The sequence below is a fragment of the Paenibacillus xylanexedens genome (genome assembly GCF_007680605.1).
GTDB classification, from domain to species: domain Bacteria; phylum Bacillota; class Bacilli; order Paenibacillales; family Paenibacillaceae; genus Paenibacillus; species Paenibacillus xylanexedens_B.
Window position 1 is genome coordinate 1 of record NZ_VEIO01000008.1, and the last position, 25,723, is coordinate 25,723.

Annotated in this window: 26 protein-coding genes and 1 other annotated feature; all 26 genes read right to left on the reverse strand. The window is 46.8% G+C overall.

Translation table 11 applies throughout. The annotated features are described in order from the left end of the window. Window positions 1–548 precede the first annotated feature (548 nt). On the reverse strand, window positions 549–2,174 hold the full coding sequence (locus FS818_RS23585) for a LysM peptidoglycan-binding domain-containing protein (RefSeq protein ID WP_145335272.1): 1,626 nt from the start codon (window positions 2,172–2,174) through the stop codon (window positions 549–551). A gap of 198 nt (window positions 2,175–2,372) precedes the next feature. Then, window positions 2,373–3,254, reverse strand: a complete 882-nt coding sequence (gene ilvE, locus FS818_RS23590; RefSeq protein WP_145335274.1) for a branched-chain-amino-acid transaminase — start codon at window positions 3,252–3,254, stop codon at window positions 2,373–2,375. Between the two features lie 148 nt (window positions 3,255–3,402). Continuing rightward, entirely contained in the window at window positions 3,403–4,278 is an 876-nt protein-coding gene (gene pheA / locus FS818_RS23595; protein ID WP_145335276.1) for a prephenate dehydratase, read from the reverse strand. Next, window positions 4,275–5,243 (reverse strand): homoserine kinase, encoded by a 969-nt coding sequence (thrB, locus tag FS818_RS23600; RefSeq protein ID WP_145335278.1) that lies wholly within the window; start codon window positions 5,241–5,243, stop codon window positions 4,275–4,277. The genes pheA and thrB overlap by 4 nt, the downstream gene beginning before the upstream one ends. Next, entirely contained in the window at window positions 5,240–6,310 is a 1,071-nt protein-coding gene (thrC, locus tag FS818_RS23605) for a threonine synthase (RefSeq protein ID WP_145335280.1), read from the reverse strand. Before thrC ends, thrB begins: the two co-directional genes overlap by 4 nt. Window positions 6,311–6,418: 108 nt before the next feature. After that, window positions 6,419–7,705: a homoserine dehydrogenase gene (locus FS818_RS23610; RefSeq protein ID WP_145335282.1), complete on the reverse strand. Its 1,287-nt coding sequence runs from the start codon at window positions 7,703–7,705 to the stop codon at window positions 6,419–6,421. Between the two features lie 46 nt (window positions 7,706–7,751). Then, the gene (locus FS818_RS23615) at window positions 7,752–8,189 is read right to left on the reverse strand and encodes an ACT domain-containing protein (RefSeq protein WP_110898886.1); all 438 of its coding nucleotides are present in this window, start codon (window positions 8,187–8,189) and stop codon (window positions 7,752–7,754) included. Between the two features lie 251 nt (window positions 8,190–8,440). After that, window positions 8,441–9,751 (reverse strand): GTPase ObgE, encoded by a 1,311-nt coding sequence (gene obgE, locus FS818_RS23620; protein WP_145335284.1) that lies wholly within the window; start codon window positions 9,749–9,751, stop codon window positions 8,441–8,443. A gap of 16 nt (window positions 9,752–9,767) precedes the next feature. Further along, window positions 9,768–10,505: a Spo0B domain-containing protein gene (locus tag FS818_RS23625; RefSeq protein WP_145335286.1), complete on the reverse strand. Its 738-nt coding sequence runs from the start codon at window positions 10,503–10,505 to the stop codon at window positions 9,768–9,770. A gap of 150 nt (window positions 10,506–10,655) precedes the next feature. Further along, window positions 10,656–10,967, reverse strand: a complete 312-nt coding sequence (gene rpmA, locus FS818_RS23630) for a 50S ribosomal protein L27 (protein WP_110898889.1) — start codon at window positions 10,965–10,967, stop codon at window positions 10,656–10,658. A gap of 23 nt (window positions 10,968–10,990) precedes the next feature. After that, a complete protein-coding gene (locus FS818_RS23635; RefSeq protein WP_145335288.1) occupies window positions 10,991–11,320 on the reverse strand; it encodes a ribosomal-processing cysteine protease Prp in 330 nt (109 codons plus the stop codon). A 13-nt stretch (window positions 11,321–11,333) separates the two neighbouring features. Then, window positions 11,334–11,645 carry a 50S ribosomal protein L21 gene (rplU, locus tag FS818_RS23640; RefSeq protein ID WP_090919085.1) on the reverse strand — a complete coding sequence of 104 codons (312 nt, stop codon included), beginning with the start codon at window positions 11,643–11,645 and terminating at the stop codon, window positions 11,334–11,336. A gap of 14 nt (window positions 11,646–11,659) precedes the next feature. Next, window positions 11,660–11,743 (reverse strand) — a sequence feature (ribosomal protein L21 leader region). A gap of 56 nt (window positions 11,744–11,799) precedes the next feature. Further along, entirely contained in the window at window positions 11,800–13,050 is a 1,251-nt protein-coding gene (locus tag FS818_RS23645; RefSeq protein WP_145335290.1) for an Rne/Rng family ribonuclease, read from the reverse strand. A 108-nt stretch (window positions 13,051–13,158) separates the two neighbouring features. Next, window positions 13,159–14,019, reverse strand: a complete 861-nt coding sequence (locus FS818_RS23650) for a M50 family metallopeptidase (protein ID WP_145335292.1) — start codon at window positions 14,017–14,019, stop codon at window positions 13,159–13,161. After that, entirely contained in the window at window positions 14,012–14,953 is a 942-nt protein-coding gene (locus FS818_RS23655; protein WP_145335294.1) for a M23 family metallopeptidase, read from the reverse strand. Before FS818_RS23655 ends, FS818_RS23650 begins: the two co-directional genes overlap by 8 nt. 295 nt (window positions 14,954–15,248) lie before the next feature. Then, window positions 15,249–16,043, reverse strand: a complete 795-nt coding sequence (gene minD / locus FS818_RS23660; RefSeq protein WP_090919093.1) for a septum site-determining protein MinD — start codon at window positions 16,041–16,043, stop codon at window positions 15,249–15,251. Window positions 16,044–16,046: 3 nt separating this feature from the next. Further along, window positions 16,047–16,709, reverse strand: a complete 663-nt coding sequence (gene minC / locus FS818_RS23665; RefSeq protein ID WP_145335296.1) for a septum site-determining protein MinC — start codon at window positions 16,707–16,709, stop codon at window positions 16,047–16,049. Window positions 16,710–16,783: 74 nt separating this feature from the next. Next, window positions 16,784–17,317 (reverse strand): rod shape-determining protein MreD, encoded by a 534-nt coding sequence (locus FS818_RS23670; RefSeq protein ID WP_145335298.1) that lies wholly within the window; start codon window positions 17,315–17,317, stop codon window positions 16,784–16,786. Further along, on the reverse strand, window positions 17,317–18,189 hold the full coding sequence (gene mreC, locus FS818_RS23675) for a rod shape-determining protein MreC (RefSeq protein WP_145335300.1): 873 nt from the start codon (window positions 18,187–18,189) through the stop codon (window positions 17,317–17,319). The genes FS818_RS23670 and mreC overlap by 1 nt, the downstream gene beginning before the upstream one ends. Before the next feature lie 180 nt (window positions 18,190–18,369). Beyond that, complete coding sequence (locus FS818_RS23680; RefSeq protein ID WP_090919103.1) at window positions 18,370–19,404, reverse strand: rod shape-determining protein; 1,035 nt, start codon at window positions 19,402–19,404, stop codon at window positions 18,370–18,372. A gap of 187 nt (window positions 19,405–19,591) precedes the next feature. Then, a complete protein-coding gene (radC, locus tag FS818_RS23685; RefSeq protein ID WP_145335302.1) occupies window positions 19,592–20,281 on the reverse strand; it encodes a RadC family protein in 690 nt (229 codons plus the stop codon). Between the two features lie 31 nt (window positions 20,282–20,312). Then, on the reverse strand, window positions 20,313–20,927 hold the full coding sequence (locus tag FS818_RS23690; RefSeq protein WP_145335304.1) for a Maf family protein: 615 nt from the start codon (window positions 20,925–20,927) through the stop codon (window positions 20,313–20,315). A gap of 89 nt (window positions 20,928–21,016) precedes the next feature. Then, on the reverse strand, window positions 21,017–21,259 hold the full coding sequence (locus FS818_RS23695; protein ID WP_145335306.1) for a DUF4321 domain-containing protein: 243 nt from the start codon (window positions 21,257–21,259) through the stop codon (window positions 21,017–21,019). A gap of 146 nt (window positions 21,260–21,405) precedes the next feature. Beyond that, a complete protein-coding gene (locus FS818_RS23700; RefSeq protein WP_145335308.1) occupies window positions 21,406–22,659 on the reverse strand; it encodes an SPOR domain-containing protein in 1,254 nt (417 codons plus the stop codon). Between the two features lie 280 nt (window positions 22,660–22,939). Next, on the reverse strand, window positions 22,940–24,259 hold the full coding sequence (gene murC / locus FS818_RS23705; RefSeq protein ID WP_253499916.1) for a UDP-N-acetylmuramate--L-alanine ligase: 1,320 nt from the start codon (window positions 24,257–24,259) through the stop codon (window positions 22,940–22,942). 56 nt (window positions 24,260–24,315) lie between these two features. Then, window positions 24,316–25,692 (reverse strand): bifunctional folylpolyglutamate synthase/dihydrofolate synthase, encoded by a 1,377-nt coding sequence (locus FS818_RS23710; protein WP_145335554.1) that lies wholly within the window; start codon window positions 25,690–25,692, stop codon window positions 24,316–24,318. Window positions 25,693–25,723: the final 31 nt, after the last annotated feature.

A 25,723-nucleotide genomic window follows, 5' to 3' on the forward strand; every position in this document is an offset into this window, starting at 1 on the left:
TTTCGTCAGCGACGTTAGACGCTGTGAAACTCATCGGGGTATTGAAAAGAGCGATAAGCTCATTTTGAATCTGACGAGATTAAAAATCTCATTTGTGTTCCAGTTTTCATACAGCCAGATGGCATGTACCAAAACCTTCACGTCATTCTGCAAGCAGAATGTTTACTCACTCGTTGTTCAGTTTTCAAAGATCAAACTTGTTTATGTCAGCCAACTCGTGTTTCAGCGGCGACTTAAATAATGTAACACATGCCCAAAATTAATGCAAGAGTTTTTTGATTATAGTTTTTATTTTACAAGGCTTTGCATGTACACTTCAATTCAAAGCTAATTCCAAACTAAAATTAAAGCGTATACATATTGTAACATATTTTCGAATATGCTTTCAAACGTTATCGCAATATTTTGTTTATTCGACATCTCCATCATTTCAAACACATCGTCTTTTTCTCGTTGTAACTGCTCAAGCGAAGAGGTCAGTTCTAATTTATTGAACTGACCTTTTCACAATAACCATCACTCTATATCATGTTCTGCTCTGATCCCTCTTAATGTTGAATCCAGGGATTACGACGTTTCCTGGCTGGTTTTTGTGGATTTGTTGACGTCGTGTTTTCTCTTGTAGATTTTCCGGATACAGATACCTTTGATTTACCTTTCGCAGGTGTCTTACTTGTTCTTCGTTTTGCCGCGCCATTTTTAGACGGCGTTGATTTTGGTCTCGCCTCAGTTTCCGAATCAACCTCTTCAAAAGCGGCCTGACTTAAGTTCGCATTGTCACGCCCTCCCTTTTTCCCGCTATTGGAGCCCTGGACTTCGGACGGATACATCTCTCCAAAAGCACCGAGCGGAGATGGCGGGACCATATTTTGAGCAGGATACGGATTTTGATAAGCATACTCCATCGGATGATTTGGCATAACAGATGTGGACATTTCAGGTGGCATACCATTCGGGTGACCATACATTCCCCAAGCTGGCTCCTGATAACCATACGCAGGATAAGTATATTGAGGAGCATGTGTATGCGATCCACATCCGCATGGAGGGTACGGAAGCATAGAGTACGGAGAAATAAATGGCGGTTGATTGTTCATCTGGTTCGTTGCAGTCGCAATACTCGGGAAAGGACTGTTTATTTGGGCTGCTGGCGAAATTGGAAATACATTATTCGTCATCTCAGGAGATATATTTGGCATTACGTTATTATGATTAAAAGTCTGTTCCGCTCCCGTCCATGGGCTATTCGGCACATTCCCCATACTATAAGTACCAACATCCTGTACACCGGGAAATGGAGAGTTATTAGCCATACCTGCCGTATACATGTTGTTTTGCTGAACAGAGTATACCTCTTGTGCAGGTACAGGCACCTGCATATAAGGATGTTCCATTGGAGCATGGAGCATTTTTTGGCCACAACCACACGGTGCCTTAACGGTAGGCGCAACATTCACAGCCGGTTCGATGTTAGGCATTACAGGCAAAGGCATCACTTCTGGTGAAAGATTAGGCATTTGAGGTTTTTTCGCTTCGGTTACAGGTTGGACTTGAACCTCCGCTTTCATCTCCTCTTTCTTGTCTGGTTTTTTCTCAGGCTTCATTTCAGGCATGACTGGTAATTGCGGTAAAGCCTCCAATTCAGGCATAACATTAGGCTTAGCCGGGGGAACAGGCGCTGGGGCTGGAACAGGGACTGGTGTTTCAACTGCCTGCGGTGGAGGAGCTGGTACAACAGGTGCCGTTTCTTCTTTTACCCCCGTATACTCTTTACCTTCAGGTGATAATTTTTCTTGCGTGCCCATATTTCCCATTTGGGTATTCGCAGCCTGATTACCTTGTGTATGCATGGAAGGAATATAGACGGTCTCTCCAACCAGAAGAGCATTTGGATTCTTCAATTGCGGATTCGCATTGATCATGTCTTTCAACGGAACTCCCCAAGCTTGTGACAACTTCCATAACGAATCTCCTTGAACTACCTTGTGACTGTGCAGTACGCCCTCTGGCTTTGGTGTTACCGGCTGTGCAGGAATTTTGACCTTCATACCAATATCCAACTTGTCGGGATCTGCGATCTGCGGGTTGGCTGCAATCAATTTGTCCAGTGCAACATTGTATTTTTGGGATAGCAGATATAAGGTGTCGCCTTTTTTCACCATGTGTATTTTCACAGGGAACTAACCTCCTAGACGTCATACTTGGGCAGTACATTCGCCCATACCGTTACTACATCCTATGCAACAACCGGGCTATTGACATCATTTGAACAAAAAAAATCCTCCCGCCTTCTAAAATCCCACATACACGAGGCATGCTACATTTTATCGGACAAGGAGAATTCCTGTTATTTATTCAATTCGACGTATTGATTATTCCCACACCTTGTAGCCGTCTTTGTCAACAATCTGGCGGAAAGCTTCAAGTAATTGCAATGTAACCGGCCCCGCTACACCCGAACCAATTGTTCTGCCATCCACTTCACAAGCCGCAATAACTTCAGCAGCCGTGCCTGTGAAGAATACTTCGTCTGCAATGTACACATCATGAAGCGTGAAAGGTACTTCTTTTAACTCAATACTAAGCTCCCCGCACAGATCGATAATCGCTTGACGGGTGATGCCTTCGAGTGCTCCAAGGTAACAAGGAGGAGTATACACCACGCCATTTTTGATAATGAAAATGTTATCACTTGAACCCTCGGTTACGTAGCCTTGCGAGTTTAGCATAATAGCCTCACCTGCACCCGAAAAGTTCGATTGCAGTTTGACAAGGATGTTGTTCAGATAGTTGAGTGATTTAATCTTCGGATTCAACGCATCCGGGATGTTACGACGCTGGGATACGGAAACGGCCTTCAATCCAGTAAGATACGCTTCTTCCGGATAGATCGCTAGCTGTTCTACAATAATGATCACGGAAGCTTTAGGGCAACGCGTCGGGTCAAGACCCAGGTTCCCTGGTCCACGTGAAACGATTAGACGGATATAACCGTTACGCATATCGTTGCGGCGCACCGTTTCAGCCATCACTTCAAGCATCTCATCGTAAGACAGCGGAATGTTCAAACTGATGGATTTTGCCGAATCATACAAGCGATCCAAGTGAGCCTTACATCTGAAAATATTTCCGTTATAAATCCGAATCCCTTCGAAGATACCATCTCCGTACAAGAATCCATGGTCATACACCGAAACTTTTGCATTTTCCTTGGTTACATACTGACCATCCAAATAGATCCATTGTTCTGCCATGACTAACTGCACCTCCATTAAATATGCATTTCCTATATTCCGGAACATAATGAACCTGTCCATTTTACAACAAGTATAACGGGAAAACTCTCTTATTTCACATAGACGCCGAATGGATTCTTTGCATTCATTATCCAACCACTACCGGTTATTTCCGTGAAGGGTATGTATAACATGGATAACTACCAAGAACGCGAACCTGACAATTCAAAGCCTCGATTTCGGCCATAGCCGCCGTAAGCAATACGGAATCAGCCGATTCAATGACATCAATGTAAAAGTAGTAACTGCCTAAACGTTTCTTCGTTGGGCGAGATTCAAGACGAGTCAAGTTCAGCTTTCTCCAGGCAAAAGCCGACAACACCTGATGGAGTGCACCCGGTGCATCCTCTGGTAGTGTTACAATCAAACTTGTCTTCACATGATCCGGCTCACGCGGAATGCTGACGGGTTCATGGCCAATTAGTACAAAACGGGTGTAGTTATTGTCATGATCCGTCACACGTTCAGCCATGATATCGAGGCCATGCTTTTGAGCCGCAAGCTTCGTACCGATTGCCACCCAGCCTTTTCCCGGATTTCTTTTTACAATTTCTACCCCTTCAGCCGTGCTGTTTACGCCTTCTAGGTCTGCATCAGGCGAATGCTGACGGATAAAATTCTGGCACTGCGGGATGGCCACCGGATGGGATAGAATCTTGGTGATTTTGCCAAAATCATATGTGCCATCGCCTGTGACAAATTCATTCCCATGTCCGATCACATTCTGAATGGATGGGTACACCCATTCCGCTTGCATCGGAATATCGACCTCATTTACAAGCCAGTCCATATGCAGGCTAACCGAACCTTCAATTGTATTTTCCACTGGAATGACACTATACTGTACACTCCCGTTATCCACTGCACGAAAAATGTCCGAAATAAGTTTGGAATGCTTCAAATCGAGTACTTCGCCGTCGAAAAGAAAATCAATTGCTTCGTGTGAGACTGAGCCTTCTGGTAAAACTGCAATTCGTTTCATGCGTTAACTTCCCCTTTGATCCTGTCCAAAAAAGGACGTTCATCTTGATCCGGCAATATGAGGGCCCCGTCCATATCCGGGTCCAGCCACAAGGCAGTGGCCGCGATACCCTCATGCTTCATGATATCCATTAAATATTGCTCCAGCTCATCTTTGCGGCTATCATGTCGTTCCACCAGTGTAAGCACAGTTGGCCCGGCTCCGCTTAGCGCAGCACCCAGTGCACCATGTTCAGTAGCATGTTCCAGAATCTCTGTCATGCCGGGTACCAACGAGGCGCGATACGGCTGGTGAATTCGATCGGACATTGCCTTTTGAATCATATCCAGCCTGCCACTGGCTAATGCGGCAACAAGCAATGAAGAACGGCTCACGTTGTGAACAACATCAGGCATACCGAATTGCTGTGGAATAACATTTCGTGCTTTGGACGTAGATAACTGGAAGTCTGGTACGATAACCAAAGCCTGCAAATCCTGGTGAGGCTCGATACGAAGGTAGTCGACGCGTTGGCCATCCCAAGCCGCTGTAATGATTCCGCCATATAATGATGCACCAACATTGTCCGGATGTTTCTCCAGGGCTGTTGCCATATCCAGTAATTTATCATTAGATAATGGACTGCCGATTAATGCATTCGCACCGACAAGCGCGCCAACAATTGCCGAAGCACTGCTTCCAAGTCCCCGAGTGAGGGGGATATCTGAATACATCGAAATTTCAAGCTCAGGTACAGAAACCCCAGCCTCGTCAAATACCATTTGCGCCACTTCATAAATCAGATTTGATTTATCGGAAGGCAAGCCCGTTAGATGGTTCCCATACAGATGAAATGTCGTCTGAGATGCTGGTTTAATCTCAAGCCAAGCATACAAAGACAAGGCCATGCCCAGGGTATCAAACCCTGGACCCAGATTGGCTGTGCTTGCCGGAATTTTTACGGTTACTTTTTCACGCAAGCTCATACAGACTGTTGTTCCAGTTGGGCAATAGCTGCCATAACTGCCTCTTCTGTATCTTCAACGACCAGCGGCTCCACAGCAGCCGTCTTAATCGCTACATTCGGATCTTTCAGGCCGTTACCTGTTAACACGCATACAACCGTTTCTCCGCCTTTGAAGTAGCCTTCACGATGCAATTTGTACACACCAGCCACAGATGCAGCAGAAGCCGGTTCAGCAAACACGCCTTCACGTGCCGCAATGGTGCGGTATGCGGCCAAAATTTCGTCATCCGTAACATAGTTAATCTGACCACCGGACTCTTCGGCCGCAGCCACTGCTGTTTTCCAGCTGGCAGGGTTACCGATTCGAATCGCTGTCGCTACAGTTTCCGGCTCAAGAATAGGCTCCCCTTTTACAATAGCCATAGCACCTTCTGCCTCAAACCCGACCATACGCGGCAACGTGTTCGATTTCCCTGCCTCTTTATACTCTTTAAAGCCTTTCCAGTATGCCGAAATGTTACCCGCATTACCAACCGGAATAGCCAGAACGTCTGGTGCATCTCCCAATTGTTCAACCAATTCAAAAGCAGCGGTCTTCTGTCCTTCAATCCGGTATGGATTCACAGAATTTACAAGTGTAATCGGGTGTTTAGCCGTAATTTCACGTACAATCTCAAGGGCACGGTCAAAGTTACCATTGATCGCGATGACTTTGGCACCATAGATCATCGCTTGAGCGAGTTTACCCAGTGCAATATTGTTATTTGGAATCAATACGATACAATTCAACCCGCCACGTGCGGCATAGGCTGCAGCAGCCGCGGATGTATTACCAGTAGATGCACACATAATTGTACGGCTACCTTCCTCCATTGCTTTGGCAACAGCCATAACCATCCCGCGGTCCTTGAAAGAACCTGTCGGATTCAAGCCTTCATATTTGAAATATAGATTCAACCCGAGTTCCTTCGACAGATTCTCTGCATGAATCAGTGGCGTATTTCCTTCTTGAAGTGTAAGCTGTGGCGTATTCTCATTGACAGGAAGGTGTTCTTTGTACGTTTGCAATAATCCTTGGTATCTCATTGTAGGTAAACTCCTTTAGGTTTAATTAATCTAAAATGATTAAAAAATGATGGTTTATTTGAAAAACATGAAGTTATAATGAATCGTATTTGAAAAATAATGTAACAACTAACCTTCTACGCGGTAAACACTCTTAATCCGGCGAATGACGTTAAGTGATTCAAAATGTTTGAGCACTTTGTCCATGCTTGCCTTACTTGCATTATGCGTAACGATAATGATCTCAGCGTCTGGATTGTGCTCATTCGGCTGTTGCACAACCGAAGCGAGACTGACTTCATATTCGGCAAAAATCTGCGTAATCTGCGCCAGCACCCCTGCTTTGTCGTCCACGTGCAGCAATATAAAATTTTTCGAAAAAATCTGCTCATCACTCTGCAGTCTCTTCTGTTTATACGGCACGATCGCTTTTACTCCGTTTACACCTAGCTTGAGGTTTTTCGTTACGGCAACAATGTCGGCAACTACGGAAGTAGCTGTTGGCAATTCACCCGCCCCTGCTCCGTAAAACATCGTCTCGCCTACTGCCTCACCGTGCACATACACTGCGTTGAACACACCGTTTACTGATGCAATCGGATGGTTCTTTCTCACCATTGTTGGTTGCACACTAATCGTAATCTCATCATCGATGCGATCTGCGATGCCAAGCAGCTTCAACTCATACCCTAATCTTTTGGCATACGTTATATCCTCACGCGTAACAGCGGAGATCCCCTTAACGGTAACATCCTTCAATTCCACATTCGTACGGAAACCGAGGGTACCCAGGATTGCCATTTTACGGGCAGCATCGAGTCCTTCCACATCCGAAGTCGGATCTGTTTCCGCGTACCCTAGAGCTTGTGCTTCCGCTAGCACTTCTTCATAGGATGCACCTTCCTGACTCATTTTCGTCAAAATATAGTTCGTTGTGCCGTTCACAATCCCCATAATTCGAGTGATCCGATCCGAAGAGAAACCTTCAATCAGCGTGCGGATGATCGGGATGCCCCCAGCCACACTTGCCTCATAAAACACATCACATTGCTTTTCCTGCGCTTTAGCCAGAATCTCTGAACCATGCAATGCCATAAGATCCTTGTTCGCTGTTACGATATGTTTTCCACGTTCCAGCGCTTCAAGAATGTATTCTTTCGTCTGATCGATGCCGCCCATCACTTCAACGATGACATCAATATCCGGGTGACGAATGACATCCCAAGGGTTCTCTGTCAGCTTCGCCCGGTCAATGGGAATAACACGATCCTTCTCCGTGTTCTTCACCGCAATCTTCTCAATGATAATCGGCGACCCTACCTGGCTGCTCAGATCCTCCTGATTCCCTTCCACGATTCGGACAACGCCCGTTCCAACCGTGCCCAGGCCCAACAATCCGACTTTTACCGGTTTCACTAACGACCTACCCCCTATTGTCTAATCCTATATTCTCTAAGCCCGATTAACCTTGGCCTACGATCCGTGTACGCTTCACCCCAGGCATATCTTGCATTCGATCCAGCATTTCTCCAATCTCTCCATGCAGATGCGTCGTTTCCACGGAAATGACAACATTGGCTCTGCCCTGAAGTGGAATACTCTGATTAATCGTAAGTACGTTGGCTCCATAACCTGCAAAATGTCCAAGCACACGAGAAAGAATACCAGACTGATGCTCTAGGTCAATCGAGATCGTTACGATTCGTTCACGCTCCAGCTGATTGATCAGATGGATTCCATCTTTGTACTTGTAAAAGGCACTTCGGCTTAATCCAACCTGTTCGACAGCCTCATGCACTGTTTTAACATCACCGGAAGCAAGCAGCTCTTTCACCTGCATCGTTTTTACCACGGCTTCAGGCAAAATATCTTCCCGTACTAAGTAATAGCGTTCATTCACAGAACGTCCTCTCCTCAAAGACTCATGTATTCATATAGTGGACATTATATAGGATGAATCACAAAAGGGCAATACGTGACATGTCTATTTTTCAAAAACTGTTTCTCACATTATACAGACTTCTCTCTCTCATGTCAGAAAACAAACAAAAAAAAACGCAGCCTCACGGTAACTTCCCGCTTCACTGCGTTTCTCATTTTTATTCAGCAATCATCAGCCGATGATGTTTACAATTTTTTTGGCCTAACGGCTTAGTAGTAACTACTGCTTTCCACAAATTCAAACTCAAAATCTCCAATACGCACAATTGTACCTTCCACGGCACCTCGTTTCCGAAGCTCATCATCCACACCCATGTAACGAAGTGTACGTGCCAGCTTCAGAATAGCCTCGTGTGAGTTCAACTGCATCCGTTTCATCATGCGATCAATCTTGGCGCTTTCCACAATGAATGTATCGTTCTCACGCACAATACGGAAACCTTCGTCCTCTTTTTTCTCCAAACTGTATACTTTACGCTCGGAGAGATCGGCAACTTCTTCTACCTCAGGCTCATCCGGAATCTGATCCAGCAGATCAGCCGCTCGGTACAACAGTTCCTGAATACCTTGACGAGTCAGCGACGAAATAGGCATCACTTCGATATCCGGCTTCACTTCACGAACTTGTTTCAAAAATTGCTCCAGGTTGGCCTCGGATTCTGGCATATCCATTTTGTTGGCAGCTACGACCTGCGGTCTCTCGGCAAGCACCGGATTGTACAGTCTCAGTTCATCATTAATTTTCTGCCAGTCTTCGAAAGGATCACGTCCTTCCGAACCAGACATATCCACAACATGAATGATAACGCGTGTCCGTTCAACGTGTCGCAGGAATTCATGTCCAAGTCCAACACCCTCATGTGCGCCTTCGATCAGACCCGGTAAATCAGCCATCACAAAGCTACGACCTTCACCAACACCAACGACACCCAAGTTAGGTGTAATGGTTGTAAAGTGGTATGCCCCAATCTTCGGCTTGGCAGCAGATACAACAGACAACAAGGTAGATTTACCCACACTCGGGAAACCAACCAGACCGACATCTGCCATAACCTTAAGCTCAAGTACGATATAACGTTCTTCGCCTTCCTCGCCGTTCTCGGCTAATTCAGGTGCCGGGTTTCTTGGCGTTGCAAAGCGAATGTTACCACGTCCCCCGCGGCCACCTTTCGCGACAACCACCTGCTGACCATGACGCGTTAGATCAGCTAATACCTCTCCAGTATCATCATCGACAATAACGGTTCCTGGCGGGATGCTCACAATCATATTTTCCGCGTTAGCGCCGTGCTGGCTCTTATTTCTCCCCTTCTCTCCACGTGGGGCTTTAAAGATACGTCGATAACGGAGGTCCAGCAATGTCCGCAGACCTTCATCTACTCTGAAAATAATATCGGCTCCCCGGCCGCCATCACCGCCGGCAGGGCCACCCTCGGGTACATATTTCTCACGACGGAAAGAGACGATACCGTCTCCTCCGTCTCCTGCTTTTACATAAATCTTCGCTTTATCAACAAACATTGTTTACCCCTTCTTCCTATATTCCACAAGGCATTCTGAATTGTACAAACGTATCCCCAGACGGAAGCTGCTCCGTTCTGACTTTTTTACCTTTGAGTACAGCTGTTAATTGCCGCAGCGTTTCTGGATCTGGGGTCTGATCTCCGTCCAACCGGACGACGACATCTCCATGATCCTGTCCGAAGTTCAAGGTCAGTTTGCGCACCTCTCCCCAAGAAGACCGGCCACCGCCATATTGATAGGCCCGAATTGCATCCGCAATCGCCCCCGTAAGCGACTCGCCATCCTCGGGAGAGACCAGAGCACTGAGCTGCAGCTCTTCTTCTACTTCCACATGCAATTCCAGTGCAGCTCCACTGGCCCGAAAAGATTGCAAATAAAAGACGAGAGAAGGAATACCTAGTTTAGATATCCGGCTTTCTTCCGTTACCCGCTCTTTTATTCTTTCCACACATTGCAGGGATTTATCAAGTTTGCCCAGCCTAAGATATCCATATAACACTTGGAGATCGTTCATCCAGTCATGCCGATGATGATTTAATGAAGCTATTGCTGTTTTTTCCATGGATTGAATGATGATTCTGCGTTCCGCCTCCGCCTGCTTTTTCATCGCATATCCCGATACTAACATCACTGCGACGGACCAAAATGCGCACACAGCGCTCGCAAAAGACGCCGGATACAACATAACGAAAACCAAAGGAATCACAAGTGAACATGCCGCAATCCACGGCACTCTTTTCCAGGATTTCATGGCTTCTCCCCGTTCTACCAAACTCGGTTGGTTTCAACCCACCGTAACCAAGTATAACATGTCTTTTCTGCCAGTTCATTATCGAATAGTCGCAGAATGCAAAAAACCTCCGGCAAAAATGCCGAAGGCTCCTTAGGCGGAATGCCGATATTAAGCTTCTACTGCAGCTGCTACTGGAGCAACGTCTACAGGGTAGATGCTTACTTTTTTGCGATCGCGACCCCAACGTTCGAATTTAACAACGCCGTCGATTTTCGCGAACAAAGTGTCATCTTTACCGATACCTACGTTTGTTCCTGGGTGAATTTTCGTTCCGCGTTGGCGAACGAGAATGCTACCACCAGTTACAGTTTGGCCATCTGCACGTTTAACACCCAGACGTTGTGCATTACTGTCACGTCCGTTCTTCGTGGAACCTACACCTTTTTTCGATGCGAACAACTGAAGATTTAATTTCAACATGATTGGTTTTCCTCCTTCTTTGCTTATTTATGTTGCTGTATTTGAATATACTTCCCGTATGACTCTGCAATATTAGAGAGCATAACTACCATGGATTCGAGCAACAACTGTACCTGAGAAAATGTTTCCCCTTTTGCCAGCATCGGTAAAGAACCGCTTAAAAAGCCATTCTTCATCTTGGCATCCATCTCGACACCAGTTAATGCCTCAATCGAGTTCACTGTACCTACTGTAACAGCAGATACCCCGGCACATACGATATCTTCTCCACGCTTGGCAAAATTAGCATGCCCCTCAATAGAAAAGCGTTCGATGTTCCCGTCCTCATCACGAAAGATTTGAACGATAATCACTTATCGCACCTTCTTACGCTTTGATTTTTTCGATAGTTACTTTAGTGTACGGTTGACGGTGACCTTGCTTCACATGGTAGTTCTTTTTCGGTTTGTATTTGTATACAACAACCTTTTGACCTTTGCCATGTTTCTCCACTTTAGCCGTTACAGTAGCTCCGGAAACCAATGGTGTACCTGCTGTCAAACCTTGATCGTTAGATACAGCCAGGACACGGTCGAACGTTACGCTTTCGCCGTCGTTCGCATTCAATTTCTCGATGAACAGAACATCGCCCTCTTGGACTTTGTACTGTTTGCCGCCTGTTTCAATAATTGCGTACATTTGCCTTGCACCTCCTCATGTCTCAGACTCGCCCGTTCTCAGGTGACAGTACCTTGCGGAACCGTTCTTAAACCTGGTCAGTGCGGTTACAGCATGTGCAAGACCAATTGGCTAAACACATACTTGATGATTATATCACGCGGCACATTAAAAATCAATGCAAAGGTGAAATATATCTTTTCCCCGTGCCATGACAGGAAGAACAAGCTTCCACGTAGGGCAAGGTGCTCTCTTCTCTTACTTTTTTGCGAGTCAGTTCGAGCAACCCGAGTTTCGTCCATCCCATCACAAACGCTTTGGTTCGATCCTTACGCAGCTCCTGCTCCAGCACAGACGCTACATCATGCCGATTCGATGCCTCTTCCATATCGATGAAGTCAACGATAATCATGCCGCCAATATCCCGCAGTCGCATTAACCGAGCAATCTCAACCGCAGCCTGCATGTTGGTTTCGGTTACCGTCTCTTCCAGGCTATCTCCACCTGCTCCGGTATACTTGCCTGTATTCACATCAATCACGGTCAGCGCTTCTGTATGATCAATAACGATATAGCCCCCTCCGGGTAGCCAAACTTTGCGGGCAAAATCTTTGTTCAGCTGTTCCTGTACACCGTAAGCATCAAAAATAGATTCCGTTCCGGAATACACTTGAACTCGAGGCTCATGCCCTGGACAGATCTCTTCAAGCAACGTCCGTATTACGCGAGCCTGTCCTTCACTATCTGTGATCACTTCGTCACTACCAGGAGTATACACATCTCTAATCACTCGCTGAATCATGCTTTGGTCCTGGTGCAACAAGCTTGGAGAAGGCAAACTGTCTGCTTTTTCCCGAATCAGAAGCCACTGAGCGCGCAATGCCTCCAAATCAGTCTGAATCGCCTCATGCGCTTCTTCCGCAGATACGGTACGAATAATCAACCCTTCTTCGTCCCGAAGCAACCGCTCTCCCATCGCTTTGAGGCGGGAACGATCTCCCTCCCGGACTATCTTTTTGGAAACAGCCACATAACCCGCTACAGGCATGTAGACAAGCCAGCGGCCCGGAAGTGAATAATGCGTCGTCACCCGGGCTCCTTTGCTTCCTACCGGCTCCTTCAGAACCTGTACAATTATTTCCTGACCCGGACGCAGAAGCTCCGAGATGGAAGGTTTTACTTTAGGCTGTTTCTCCAGATGGGGATGAAGCACATCATCCACATACAGAAACGCATTCTTTTTCTGACCGATATCCACAAAGGCAGCTTGCATGCCCGGCAACACATTCACGACCCGTCCCTTAAAAAAGGAACCCAGAAGTCCGCGCGCACGAGTACGCTCTGCCGTGAATTCCACAGCTTTGCCTTCTTCCAGAAGCGCCATTTGCATGAGGTTATGTTCATTATGTATAATCATTTGTTTCATGGCTTCACCTCTAGAAGACCCTTCAATTCATCCACATCCATTTCATATTTTAGGCAATACTTATTACAAATGTATTACCCCATTCAAGAGCAGGTTCATCAGCGGGCTTCACAATTTATCGGAATTTTGTTGAAAATAAGAACCGATCACACGCTGTTCAGGCAATACTGCCAGGATACGTCCCTGCTTGTTCATCACGTATACCATATGGTACTGTTCCCTTTTTAATAGACGCAAAATAGTGTCCAAAGGTTTCGCTGGAAACGAGATTATCGGTTGGGCCAAGCCACCTGTAGCTGCATACCGGACAAAAACAGCTTCCCGGTTCATCAGAAAACGGATAAAACGATAAGGCACGTTCCGATAATCGGTAAGATTGGAGTAAAACAAAAAAAGGCCTATTAATAAAAGGTTCAACGGAAGCCCGTAATCGCCGGAAAACCACCGGCTAATCGCAACCAAAATAACCCCTGCGCTACACAGGATACTGATGCGATAAGTCCACATGAGTGTAGTATAGTAAGGAGCCCACAGGCTGACAATTGCCTGAACGATCTTTCCCCCGTCCAGAGGCAGTACAGGTAGCAGATTAAACAAAGCAATGAGCAGGTTGGCTTGGATGATATAATCCAGAAACAGTGGGTCCCCCAACTGAAATCGGCTTAGAAGTAGCACTACGCCAACCATCAGGATGTTCTGCAACGGTCCTGCCAAAGCTATCACAATCTCGCGGTAAGCTGTCAGTTTGCCTCCATCTTCAATCACAGCCACTCCCCCAAAGGGAAGCATCTGTATAGACAATACACGGCAGCCCAGGAGGGCCGCCGCGGCAGCATGTCCGCATTCATGAATAAATACGATGGCAAACAGCGTGATCAATTCAATAAAATGTCCAGTCAACAGAGAGGTCATCATGATGATGACGAAAAACGGGTGAAGCGAGATTCGCACCCCCCACACCCTAATCAAGGGCAACGACTTCCGCAGGGTCTACGTACTCTTCTCCTTCTTTTATCGCAAAATAAAGCGTAGCAGGCCGATCCGTGCTTCCACCCTTTAAACGTCCCACCGCATTCCCCGCTTCGACCCAATCATTCACCTGAACGTCACTCTCGTTCATCCGTCCGTATATGGCGGTCACTTTACCAGCGTGCTGGATAACGACGGTATACCCGCTGGTTGCATCCCCCAGAACCTCAAGCACACGCCCGGCGCCTGAGCTGACGACTTGCACGAGCCCTCCTGTACTAGCGGCATCTGGAACAATCTCAATTCCCTTCATACTTAAAGCAAATGGCTGAACGACTGTACCTGAAATCGGTTTACCGAGAAGTTGCCGGATTCCTGATCCGTTTACTACATCGGTGGTATGTCCAAGTACCGGCAGGAAAGAAGGTGTCCCACCGAAATTCCGTTCATACCATGCCGTAGCCGAAGCAAAATCCATATCGTTATGAAGAACATCAGCAATAACGGTTTTGGGTGCTGTTGTCCATGATGCATTTAATTGAAACAGTCCCCAAACGCCTGCAAATAGTACTGCACTGACTACCGTACGCCGCAGTAGCGATCGAAACAAATTAAAACGAGAACGCCCTGTAGGGCCGAAATGTCCATTCTCCTTCTTCCACAGCCATTCCGGGTCTCTTTCCACTGGTTCCTCTACAAAAACAAACGGCTTCTGCCGGTTCGTTTCATCATGCTCGCTATTTCTACCCTGATCTTTACTTCCATCTATACTTATGTCTGCATTTCTCTCTCTTTCACTGCCCTGATCTTTTGCTCTTCCACGATCCCATCGAAAAGCCGGCTTTTGTTCCTGTAACACTTCATGCACTGCTCCATCCATAAGCCGCCGAATCCGTTCTTCTCGTCTCTGTTTAATTCTCCGTTTTGTATTCATACCATGTCCTCCCACTGAGGCTTGTTTACTACATCCTATGAATCAAAAGCAAAGAATATGAACAAGCCTCCATACTAACCTGGACCAATAATAAAGCCCCAGCTTCATAGCAGCCATGTTGTCATCTGGGAGTTCACTACGACAGTTTACCAAACAGTTGAGGCACGTTTAAACCAAAGCAATGCCTGTGAGCTGTGAGTAAACGAGGTATACACAAAAAAACAGCCGGACACGCTGTCCCGGCTGTTACTTGAAGTTCAATTTAACGAAATTTATTTCACGCTGCACATACCCTTTAACCCATCCCAAAAAATTTCTTGAAACGGGAAAATGCACCCTTCTTTTGCTCCATCTGCATTAATGGCACGGTATCTCCCAAAATTCGTCTTGCAATATTGCGATAAGCAATGGCTGCAAGTGAATCCGGGTTCATCACTGTAGGTTCGCCAGAATTGGCAGCCTTGATGACAAGTTCATCATCCGGCACGATGCCAATCAAGTCGATGTTAAGTACTTGTAAAATACCATCGATATCAAGCATGTCACCTGACTTCACCATATTGTTGCGAATCCGGTTCACCACCAGCTTAGGAGACTGAATGTGTGAACTCTCCAGCAAGCCGATGACACGATCCGCATCACGCACTGCTGCATTTTCCGGTGTAGTGACCACGATGGCCTGATCTGCTCCTGCTACCGCATTTTTGAATCCCTGCTCAATTCCTGCCGGGCAGTCAATAATAACGTATTCAAAATCTTTTTTGAGTTCCAGGATGATATCCTTCACCTGTTCTGGCGATACAGAGTTTTTGTCTCTCGTCTGCGCTGCAGGCAACATGTATAATTCTTCAAAGCGCTTGTCTTTCACCAAAGCCTGATTCAGACGGCAACGGCCGTCCGCAACATCGCACAGATCGTAAATAATGCGGTTCTCGAGTCCCATCACAACATCCAGATTACGAAGGCCGATATCGGTATCGACCAGACAAACCTTTTTGCCAAGCAGCGCTAAGGCTGTTCCGATGTTTGCCGAGGTGGTCGTCTTACCCACACCGCCTTTACCCGAAGTGATCACGATCGCCTCTCCCATGAGCTACACTCCTTTAAACACATTAAAATCTCGGCGCAACCGAACGATATTGCTCATCTTGTCGATCTGCATCTGATTGTCCTGCAAATAAGCAAATTCCATTCCGGTTTCATGACTCTCCCATTCATCCGGAGGACGACTAATCACATCAGCAATCCGCAACTGTGTTGGTGCAAAAACCGATGCTGCGATAATAGCCTCTTCGTCCCCGCTGATGCCAGCATGAGCCATACCTCTGAGTGAACCCAAAACATATATATCCCCAGTGCACGTCACCGTGCCCCCTGGATTGATATCTCCGAGAAACAGGAGATTCCCCTCATGATGAAGCACCTGACCTGATCGCACCATGCCGCACATCGTCACAATCGGCGGGGGACCTTTGACCTCTTGTACAAGTGCAGGCGAGTCAAAGGATCGAATCAATAGATTCCCTTTTTGCTTCAATGTATCCAGAATCTCTTCTTTTTGATCTTCCGTAACTTCTCGCGTCCCCAGCTTGATATCCACATGAACAATCGGTCCGGTCAAAATGTTTTGATGGCTGTGTTCCAGCTTATAGCGGAGCTCATAGAGCAATTCCTCGAATTCACATTGATCGTCCAACAGGAAAACCAAGCCGTCTCGGATGCCTTTAATCGTTACGTGATTCGATTTTACCGTCATAAGCCTGTCCCTCCCATCTCATTACATTTCGTGCCCCGGTTCCCAAGTTCCTGCTTCTTGCTGCATAAATGTCATCAGGAAGCTTCATCTGCTTTACTTTTAGGTGTGCCGATCTTCTCCAGCTGTTTGCGCAGAGGCACATAAATGATCAGGGTAAACACAAAGTGAACAAACAGATTAGGAATCATGTATTCAATCAGTGCCCAGTCAAAGGTCACATGATTAAGCTGGAAGAGCTTGTATAAGAAAAATAACATCGTATCATTCAGCAAACTTCCAAGCAGGACAACTGAAACCATGATAGGCATCGGTGCACGAGGCGCTTGAAATATGAGTCCCATCATATAAGCAGATAATCCCATGGAGAATCCGTAAGGCCCAATCATCTCCCCGTAGAAAACGACATCATGCAAGAGTCCAAATAATATGCCGAGCACAAGGGCTGTATGCCTGTGATGATACACAGCAAAAAATAAAATAACGATATAAACCAGGTTGGCTGATATACGCATTTGCCAAGCCGAAGGAATGATCTGCGGCAAAATCGTATCTTCAGCAATAAACAGAACGAACAGTAGCAGAAACAGAACCTGTTTGCGCGTGACCATTATTCTTTAACCTCAGGCGGAATGATTACAATCAGCTCTTTCCAGTCCAGAAAATTCGCATATGGCTCGATCGTGGCTGTCTTCGTTAAACCATACTCGCTTTTCTCGATACTCTTCACTTTACCAATGCGCATATACTTTGGAAAATTGTTGATTATGCCGGAAGAGATGATTTCATCATCTTTTGCAATATTGGAATCCTCTGCGATCTTGGTCATCTTCAGCATACCGCTCTTCGGATCATAACTCTCAATCATGCCAAATACTTTCTCTTTACCCACAGCCGTAGCTGCAATCGCATTCGATGTCGGGTCATTGGCATCCATCGAAGTTAGCAAGTTCACTGTTGATGTATACGAACTGACATGGCTGATGACCCCAACCAGCCCTTCCTGTGAAGTAACGGCCATACCCGGTTTAATGCCGGCGTTCTCCCCGATGTCTATGTTGATCGTTCTACTGTTCGGATCGGAGTTGGCACTTATTACTTGGGCAATTCGAGAACCGTAGTTGTATCGATTTTGTTGTTCTTTTGTAAAATTAAGTGCCTTCTGAAGCTGCTGATTTGTCTGTTCCAAATCATTGTATTTCAATCGGTCACGTGTATAGTGTCCCATCGCGATACGAAGCTCTTCATTTTCCTCGTACACCGCACGCATGTTCGCCACATCTTTGAAAAAGCCCGCTACATAAGAAGCGGGCTTGTAAAATACGTATTGTACAAATCCAACTGAATCCTTCAGGAATTTCTCCGGCCAGGATAAATTGGCTCGCGGACTAAGCGTAAAGCCCATCAGCGCGATAAATGTAACAAGGCCCACCAGCAAAACAAAAAGTCTTTTGTTGCCAAGCAGTTTAAACAGTTCCAACACCCTCTAACATCCATTATTCTCTTCCGAGCCCAGCCCGGTGGGGAGACATCAGACCTGAAGTCCCTGCGAGAATATCAATCGATCCTCCCCTGTTAAGCGGGTTATAGCTCTCCCGGGACATCCGGGTACTCTACATTGAAGTGTTGCCGCCCAATCAGGAATCAGACGGCAAGCAATTCATTAACGCTTGGAACGAACTGCTGAACTGCTTCTGCTTTTGAACATATGAATATTCTCCAGTGCTTTACCGGTTCCGATGGCTACACAATCCAGCGGGTTCTCAGCAACAATGACAGGCATTCCTGTCTCACCAGCAAGCAACTTATCCAGATTACGAAGCAGAGCTCCGCCGCCTGTCAGGACAATTCCACGATCCATAATGTCTGCTGCAAGCTCAGGAGGGCACTTCTCAAGTGTTACTTTTACCGCTTCAACAATAGCATTCACGGTGTCTGCCAGAGCTTCGCTGATCTCATCAGAAGTAATGGTTATCGTCTTAGGCAGACCTGTTACCAGATCACGTCCGCGGATTTCCATCGTTTCCACTTGCTCCAGCGGCATAGCTGAACCGATATCCATCTTCAACTGTTCGGATGTACGTTCACCGATCATCAGATTGTATTGGCGTTTGATGTACTGAATCACGGATTCATCCATCTCGTCACCTGCTACGCGCACCGAACGGCTGGTTACGATACCGCCTAGAGAAATGACAGCCACTTCAGTTGTACCGCCGCCAATATCAACGACCATACTGCCTGTCGGTTCCCATACGGGCAGATCCGCACCAATAGCGGCTGCAAATGGTTCTTCGATCGTGTAAGCCTCACGAGCTCCCGCCTGTTTGGTCGCATCTTCAACCGCACGTTGTTCTACTGCCGTAATTCCGGATGGTACACATACCATCACGTTAGGATGACGCTGAAACATAGAGCGCTGCTTCTGCGCCTGACGAATAAAATATTTAATCATCGTTGCAGTAGTATCAAAGTCAGCAATTACGCCGTCTTTCATTGGACGAATGGCGCGAATGTTGCCAGGTGTACGTCCGATCATTTTTTTAGCGGACTCACCCACAGCTTCGATGCTTTTTGTATCCGTACGCAGTGCAACAACCGAAGGCTCGCGCACCACAATTCCTTTTCCACGTACATAAACCAGCGTATTCGCTGTCCCCAAATCAATACCCAAATCTTTCGTAAAACCACCAAACATGACGTATTCTCCTTTTCTGCCTCATATTGCTGCTCCTGTATCATTGCAAGAGCATAACTTTCATTTCCACGAAACCGTGGAGCTAATATTCGCATGTAGTATTTTGAATCTGCAAAGTAAAGTGAACCTATCTTTGACGGACACGTCCGTTATCATTCATAGGAAAACATCAACGCCAACCATTATATTATACCAAGCCCTTCTCCTTCAAACTTACGTATGTTCCATCACCGATAACAAGGTGGTCCAGAACGTCAATGCCCACGATTGCGCCGGCTTCAATCAGTCTTTTGGTTATCTGAATATCTTCCGGGCTGGGCGTTGGATCACCGCTGGGATGGTTATGTGCGCATACAATTGAGGCACTGCTACATTTGATGGCGGCACGAAATACTTCACGCGGATGTACAATTGAAGCATTAAGGCTACCCATGGAGAGTGTTTCCTGAGCTATGATATGATTTTTGCTATTCAAAAAAAGACACACAAAATGTTCTTTCTGCAGGTAACGCAGTTGTTCCATTAGAATATCCGCAGCATCACGCGGTGTACGAATCGATGTCGAAGAAGCAAGCCGACTCTTGGCAATTCGATGGCCCAGTTCAATTCCAGCTTTAAGCTGAACCGCTTTGGCTTGTCCAATACCCTTCATCGCCGTCAGCTCTTCAAGGCTCAGATCCATCAACGAACGGATTCCGCCTGCTTGATTCAGTATCCGCTGTGCCATATGCATCGCTGATTCCTGTCTCGTTCCTGTTCGAAGTAATATGGCAAGCAATTCGGTATGACTTAAGGCGCCCGCCCCATACTCCACCATGCGTTCTCTCGGGCGATCTTCCTGGGGGATGTCGCGCATCATGTATTGAGGCGACTCCATACGTTCCCTCTTTTCACAGCATCCATTTTGATTAATTCTCTGGCAATACGTACACGCCAAATCCCTCCAGCATGTCACTGAGCAAGGATAGTGGCAAGCCTACCACATTAAAGTAACATCCTTCAATGCGGTCGATCAGTGAAGCGCCAATGCCTTGAATAGCATATGACCCTGCTTTGTCTGAAGGTTCTCCTGTCTTCACGTAAGCACGGATCGTAGCTTCAGACAGTTCCTTCATCATTACATTCGTCTGACGATAATGCACCACCGAATGTCCGGTAGCTGCATCAATACAAGCGACACCTGTAAACACACGATGTTCCCGTCCTTGCAGACGTGACAACATCCGCTCAGCATCAGACTCATCCACAGGCTTGCCCAGAATCTCGTTGTCAAGCACAACAACGGTATCACTGCCGACGATAATGGCATCTTTACTGCTACCTTCCAGTCCACGATACACAGCAAGCGCCTTGCGAAGAGCCAGTTCTTGCACGGTCTGCTCTGGGGTCCAGTCTGATGGTGTATCCTCATCGGCATAACTTGGTATAACTTCAAACGCTAAATGGAGTGACGCGATCAGTTCCTTGCGCCGCGGCGATGTGGAGGCCAGAATAATCGGGCGCTGTTCTGTGTTATTCGACATTAACGGCTCCTTATACTACGGCAACACCTGTCCGAATCACAATAATAGATGTCACTAGTTTATTTTTTTGGTCAACATTCGTCATTCTCCTACAGTCTGCGATACAGCCACACAGCCGCAATAATACCAACCAGACTCAGGAGGCTCATTTGAAATTGAAATGAAAGGTCATAACTGAAAATATCGAGATCAGCCTGGGGCGACCAGCGAATCGTCGTGACCTTGGTTAAAAAGGCTACAGCTTTAACAGGCTGCAGTGCCTTGGCGATCCACGCTCCGGCCATCCAGCCAAGCAGCAGAAACAATAATAACACGCCGAAGTTTTTTTTCATCGGTTAATCTTCCCTCGCCATTTTTTGACACCCACATTATTATACGGGGTTTTGTACGTCAATACAAACACAAATCCGGCAGGGGGAACTATTTCCAGTTCCTTGCCGGATAGGAGTTTTGAGTCGTTGTTATGGGAGAGGGAGCTTTATTGCTTTATGGACTGAAGCCACTTTTTTTGTTGGAGCACATACTCCATCAAATCTGACTGTACCGCCCACATGTGAACAGCGTCCGGATTTTTATTATACTCGGTAATGGCCGTTATCGCACTGTTCATGGATTTCTCCATGCTGGCCACAACCGGTTGAACGTCTACCGCCATTCCAGGCGCAAGGCTCTTTATGCCAGTCAACCATGTTTGATGTTGCGTCTGTAGCGCTGCCATCATCTCTGGTGAAACGGCTGCTTGTACGGACTGACCCAATTGTTGGATCGAGAGTGTTGATAACTGATCGACAAGCGCGGAGCTGTTTTTGAAAAAAAGAGCAACGTCCTCCTGCTTATTACCAAAAATCGCAGGATCCACCGCAGGATTAACGATCTCTTTGACATACAGTTCGACTCCCTGAGACTTTAGTCTGGTACTGAGGAGCTTGGCCTCCTCACGATCCGCTGAGATACCGGCATATACACGATTTCCATCTTCAGGGTCCGAACTCGCAGCCAAGCCCGTTTGAGTGAGTTCAAGCTTCGCTTGTTCCGCCCGTTCCGGGGAACTGAATACCCCGTATTGCAGGGCATAATATGTACCACCTGCAGATGATACTTCAAGTTGCCCTGCAGTTCCAGCAACCCCCTCCTGACCTGACACAGTAGAAACGCTCTGATTCACAGGTAACATTTCATCCGGTTTTACCACGCTCTCCTTGTTAAAAAAGGACAAAATAACCATACCGAACAGTGCTCCGGTTACCAATGCTCCTGAAACAGACCCGATCATCTTCCATCCCCTGGGAGGTCGATTTCGTTTATACGAATAGTTCTCTGATTCGGCCATCCAGTTATGGCCCTGATCCAGATCATCTATCCTTTCAGATTCATAGGGATCATACTGCGCATTCCGATCTGAAGTGTAATTTGTATAGGCTGAGCGAGAATCAAAATCTACATCTGAATCGGAACTCTGGTAATTTAGTGAATCTGGATGTTTCAAACGATTCGATTCAGATCGGGTAGCATCTGCCAGAATCGTTCCTCCCCAATCCACAGGCATGTCCTCTGCTGTCCACGATGATACTGTCGTGTTGTTTTTGTCTGGTTCAGGATTCGCCAGTGTCTGTGCTTTATTAGACAAGTTCCCATTCATTGTGACCAGCGTACTAGATGCTGGTATCTCCTGATCCCCCAGCTTGTCCGACTCCCGATCTCCGAAGCGAAACGTCATTCTGGCATTGCTCACCCGTACCCTCTCCTTTGTCCCATTTATTTCATCTATATGTTGAAATTGGGGGGAACATTCCACGGAACGCAAATGCACAAATTTTCAGACTCTCTAATCATATAAAACCCAAGCCAAAAACGCCTGGCTTCATGAAGAAGACAGACGTTTTCAGTACGGTACCCGTTGATCCAAAAGACCATGGAACATGTACTCCGATGAGCACTCACCAGAATCGTAGCGATTGTCCCCAAATTTTTTGATCCCTAAGTTCAACATGCATCGTTTTGAAATCAAAAAATTATTTCAAACCTTTGGCGAGTATATCGCCTACTTTCCAAATGTCCCCCGCACCCATCGTAAGTACAAGATCTCCTGGTTGTAGCCGCGGCTCAAGATCAGCCACAACTTCCTCTTTGGTCGGCAGGTATCTTGCTGATGCATTGCTGTTCTGTACGATCAGTTCAACGAGTCTTGCGGAGTGGACACCTTCAATCTGCTTTTCACCGGCAGGTGAATAGATATCGGTAATCAACACCTCATCCGCCTCGGCAAAAGCCCGGCTGAACGCATCCAACAAGAAAAATGTCCGCGTATAACGTTGCGGCTGAAATACAGCAATAATCCGTTTACCTGTCGCTTTCGCCGCACTGATTGTAGCTTCAATTTCCGTAGGGTGGTGAGCATAATCGTCAATAATCAGCATATCACGCGCCTCACCTAACACCTGAAATCTTCGCTTCGCCCCATGGAATTGCACGATAGCCGCAGTAATCTTCTCAAACGGAATGCCTGCTTCGAGACAGGTAATAACCGTAGCCATCGCATTGTAGACGTTGTGCTTACCAGGTACTGACAACTCCACTGTTCCCATTGCTGTACCTCGATGATTCATGGTGAACGAGATACGGCGGTCCCCGAGAACGATATCTGTAGCTGTGTAATCAGCAGCCTGCTCGATACCGTAAGTTGTAATGCGAGACTTGAGATGCGGCAAAATAGCCTGCACATTTTCATCATCAGCGCATACAATGGCTGTGCCCTCTGGACGAATCTGACTGAGAAACTGTACATAGGCTTTCTTTAGTTCCTCGAAGTCACTGTTATAATTCTCTAGATGGTCAGCTTCAATGTTCGTTACGATGCCCAGCCAAGGATGGTACTGTAAAAAAGAGCCATCGCTCTCGTCCGCTTCCGCGACAACCCACTCGCCTTGACCTGCTTTGGCATTGGTTCCCAAATTCATGATCTCTCCACCTATAATATAGGTAGGATCTATTTCACATTGCTCCATAACCAGCGCGATCATGGAAGAAGTTGTCGTTTTGCCATGCGCACCTGCAACGGCCACGCCTTTGCGCTCGTTTAACAAACGCGCCAGCATCTGAGCGCGATGTAGGATAGGTATGTTTAGCTGCTCCGCAGCTACACGTTCCACATTATCCGCAGGAGCTGCTGTAGAGTAAACGACAAGATCCGCTCCGTTCACATGCTCCGCGGTATGTCCAATATATATTTTCGCCCCTTTGGCTGCCAGCTTCTCTGTCAACTCCTGTGAAGCGACATCCGATCCGGTAACGGTATATCCCATCTCCAGCATAACCCGGGCGATGGCACTCATGCCATAACCGCCAATCCCTATAAAATGAACATGTTCCGATGTGTTTAACAAAACTTTCACCAACCTTTTTCAGAATCGGTTTGATGCAAAAGGGCCGCCCGCACGTCCGCAATCAGATAAAGCGTGCCGGAAACCACCCCCAGATCCTCCGCTTCCGTCCGTGACTTCAATAGATCAAGTGCCTTTGCCCAATTCGGCTCGACGATGATATCCAGTTCCTGCTTCGCAATGTCGGGACGTACCCGTTCGACAATCTGCAACAATTCGGTTGCAGCCATTTTACGGCGGAAATCTGGCTCGGTCAGGATCAGCGTATCCACTAGTGGCAGTATATGCTGCAAATACGCTTCGTGATGCTTATTCGCTAGCATACCCATCATCAAAATTAACTTTTTTTGGGGATAACCGTCGATAATACTCTTGGCAAGCGATTCTGCCCCTTCGGGATTATGAGCTCCATCAAGGACAATCAGAGGATTGTCGCTGACTTTCTCAAATCTCCCCGCCCAGAAGGCTCTCTCAAAACCAAGTTTAATATCGTCTTCATCCAGCATAAATGCCATATATTGTCTCAGCAATTCGAGAGACATTAATGCAACCGCCGCATTGTCACATTGGTACACACCTTGCATACGAATGTGAATATGCAGATCTCGGAATGGGCCGGTAAATTGAAGGCTTTGCCCCTCCTTATCACTTTCCAGTCTTCGGTAGGAAAATTGATCTCCAGCCAAATACACTGTGGAACGCAGTTGCTTCGCTCTCTCCTGAATAACCTTAATGGCTTCAGGTTGTATGGCACAGGTCACAACGGGTACTCCCGGCTTGATAATGCCTGCCTTTTCCCATGCAATCTGCTCAACAGTATCTCCAAGGACATCCGTATGATCCATTCCGATATTGGTGATGACGGACACAACGGGAGTGACAATATTCGTTACGTCCATCCTTCCCCCAAGCCCAGTCTCCCATACTACAATATCGGGATAACACTCTTCCGCATAGTACAGTAGTGCCAAGGCCGTCGATACTTCAAACATCGTCGGTGAACCGAGCGGTGTTGAGGCCATCTCTGTCACGAGAGGACGCAAGCGATTCGACAGTTTTATTAAGGTCTCTTCCGGGATGTCTTCACCGTTATATTGAAAACGGTTTGTAAACTTGGTGATATAAGGTGATGTAAACGTTCCAACGTCATATCCCGCTTGGAGCAGTACCGACGTCAAAAAAGCGCAAGTCGAACCTTTACCGTTCGTTCCCGCGACATGGATGAATTTGAGCCGTTGGTGCGGATTGCCAAGCTGTGACATCAGGTTCTCGATACGTTCAAGCCCAGGCCTGATACCAAAAGCAATAAGGCCATTGATCCAGTCCACGGCCTCGTCATACGTTTGTAAAGGAGTAGCTTTATCTGTCCCGTTTAATTCCGTCATCTGATTCACCTTCAGTTCCCTGTTTGATTGA

Coding starts and splice junctions, on each gene's coding strand:
- FS818_RS23695 (WP_145335306.1), bottom strand. CDS start 21,259: ATGAAAAAAAACTTCGGCGTGTTATTATTGTTTCTGCTGCTTGGCTGG.
- FS818_RS23690 (WP_145335304.1), bottom strand. CDS start 20,927: ATGTCGAATAACACAGAACAGCGCCCGATTATTCTGGCCTCCACATCG.
- minC (WP_145335296.1), bottom strand. CDS start 16,709: ATGACGGTAAAATCGAATCACGTAACGATTAAAGGCATCCGAGACGGC.
- pheA (WP_145335276.1), bottom strand. CDS start 4,278: ATGAAACGAATTGCAGTTTTACCAGAAGGCTCAGTCTCACACGAAGCA.
- FS818_RS23625 (WP_145335286.1), bottom strand. CDS start 10,505: ATGAAATCCTGGAAAAGAGTGCCGTGGATTGCGGCATGTTCACTTGTG.
- ilvE (WP_145335274.1), bottom strand. CDS start 3,254: ATGGCAGAACAATGGATCTATTTGGATGGTCAGTATGTAACCAAGGAA.
- FS818_RS23680 (WP_090919103.1), bottom strand. CDS start 19,404: ATGTTTGGTGGTTTTACGAAAGATTTGGGTATTGATTTGGGGACAGCG.
- thrC (WP_145335280.1), bottom strand. CDS start 6,310: ATGAGATACCAAGGATTATTGCAAACGTACAAAGAACACCTTCCTGTC.
- FS818_RS23655 (WP_145335294.1), bottom strand. CDS start 14,953: ATGAATACAAAACGGAGAATTAAACAGAGACGAGAAGAACGGATTCGG.
- thrB (WP_145335278.1), bottom strand. CDS start 5,243: ATGAGCTTGCGTGAAAAAGTAACCGTAAAAATTCCGGCAAGCACAGCC.
- murC (WP_253499916.1), bottom strand. CDS start 24,259: ATGAGTGCCATCGCCCGGGTTATGCTGGAGATGGGATATACCGTTACC.
- FS818_RS23645 (WP_145335290.1), bottom strand. CDS start 13,050: ATGAAACAAATGATTATACATAATGAACATAACCTCATGCAAATGGCG.
- radC (WP_145335302.1), bottom strand. CDS start 20,281: ATGGAGTCGCCTCAATACATGATGCGCGACATCCCCCAGGAAGATCGC.
- rpmA (WP_110898889.1), bottom strand. CDS start 10,967: ATGTTGAAATTAAATCTTCAGTTGTTCGCATCGAAAAAAGGTGTAGGT.
- minD (WP_090919093.1), bottom strand. CDS start 16,043: ATGGGAGAGGCGATCGTGATCACTTCGGGTAAAGGCGGTGTGGGTAAG.
- FS818_RS23670 (WP_145335298.1), bottom strand. CDS start 17,317: ATGGTCACGCGCAAACAGGTTCTGTTTCTGCTACTGTTCGTTCTGTTT.
- FS818_RS23710 (WP_145335554.1), bottom strand. CDS start 25,692: ATGACGGAATTAAACGGGACAGATAAAGCTACTCCTTTACAAACGTAT.
- rplU (WP_090919085.1), bottom strand. CDS start 11,645: ATGTACGCAATTATTGAAACAGGCGGCAAACAGTACAAAGTCCAAGAG.
- obgE (WP_145335284.1), bottom strand. CDS start 9,751: ATGTTTGTTGATAAAGCGAAGATTTATGTAAAAGCAGGAGACGGAGGA.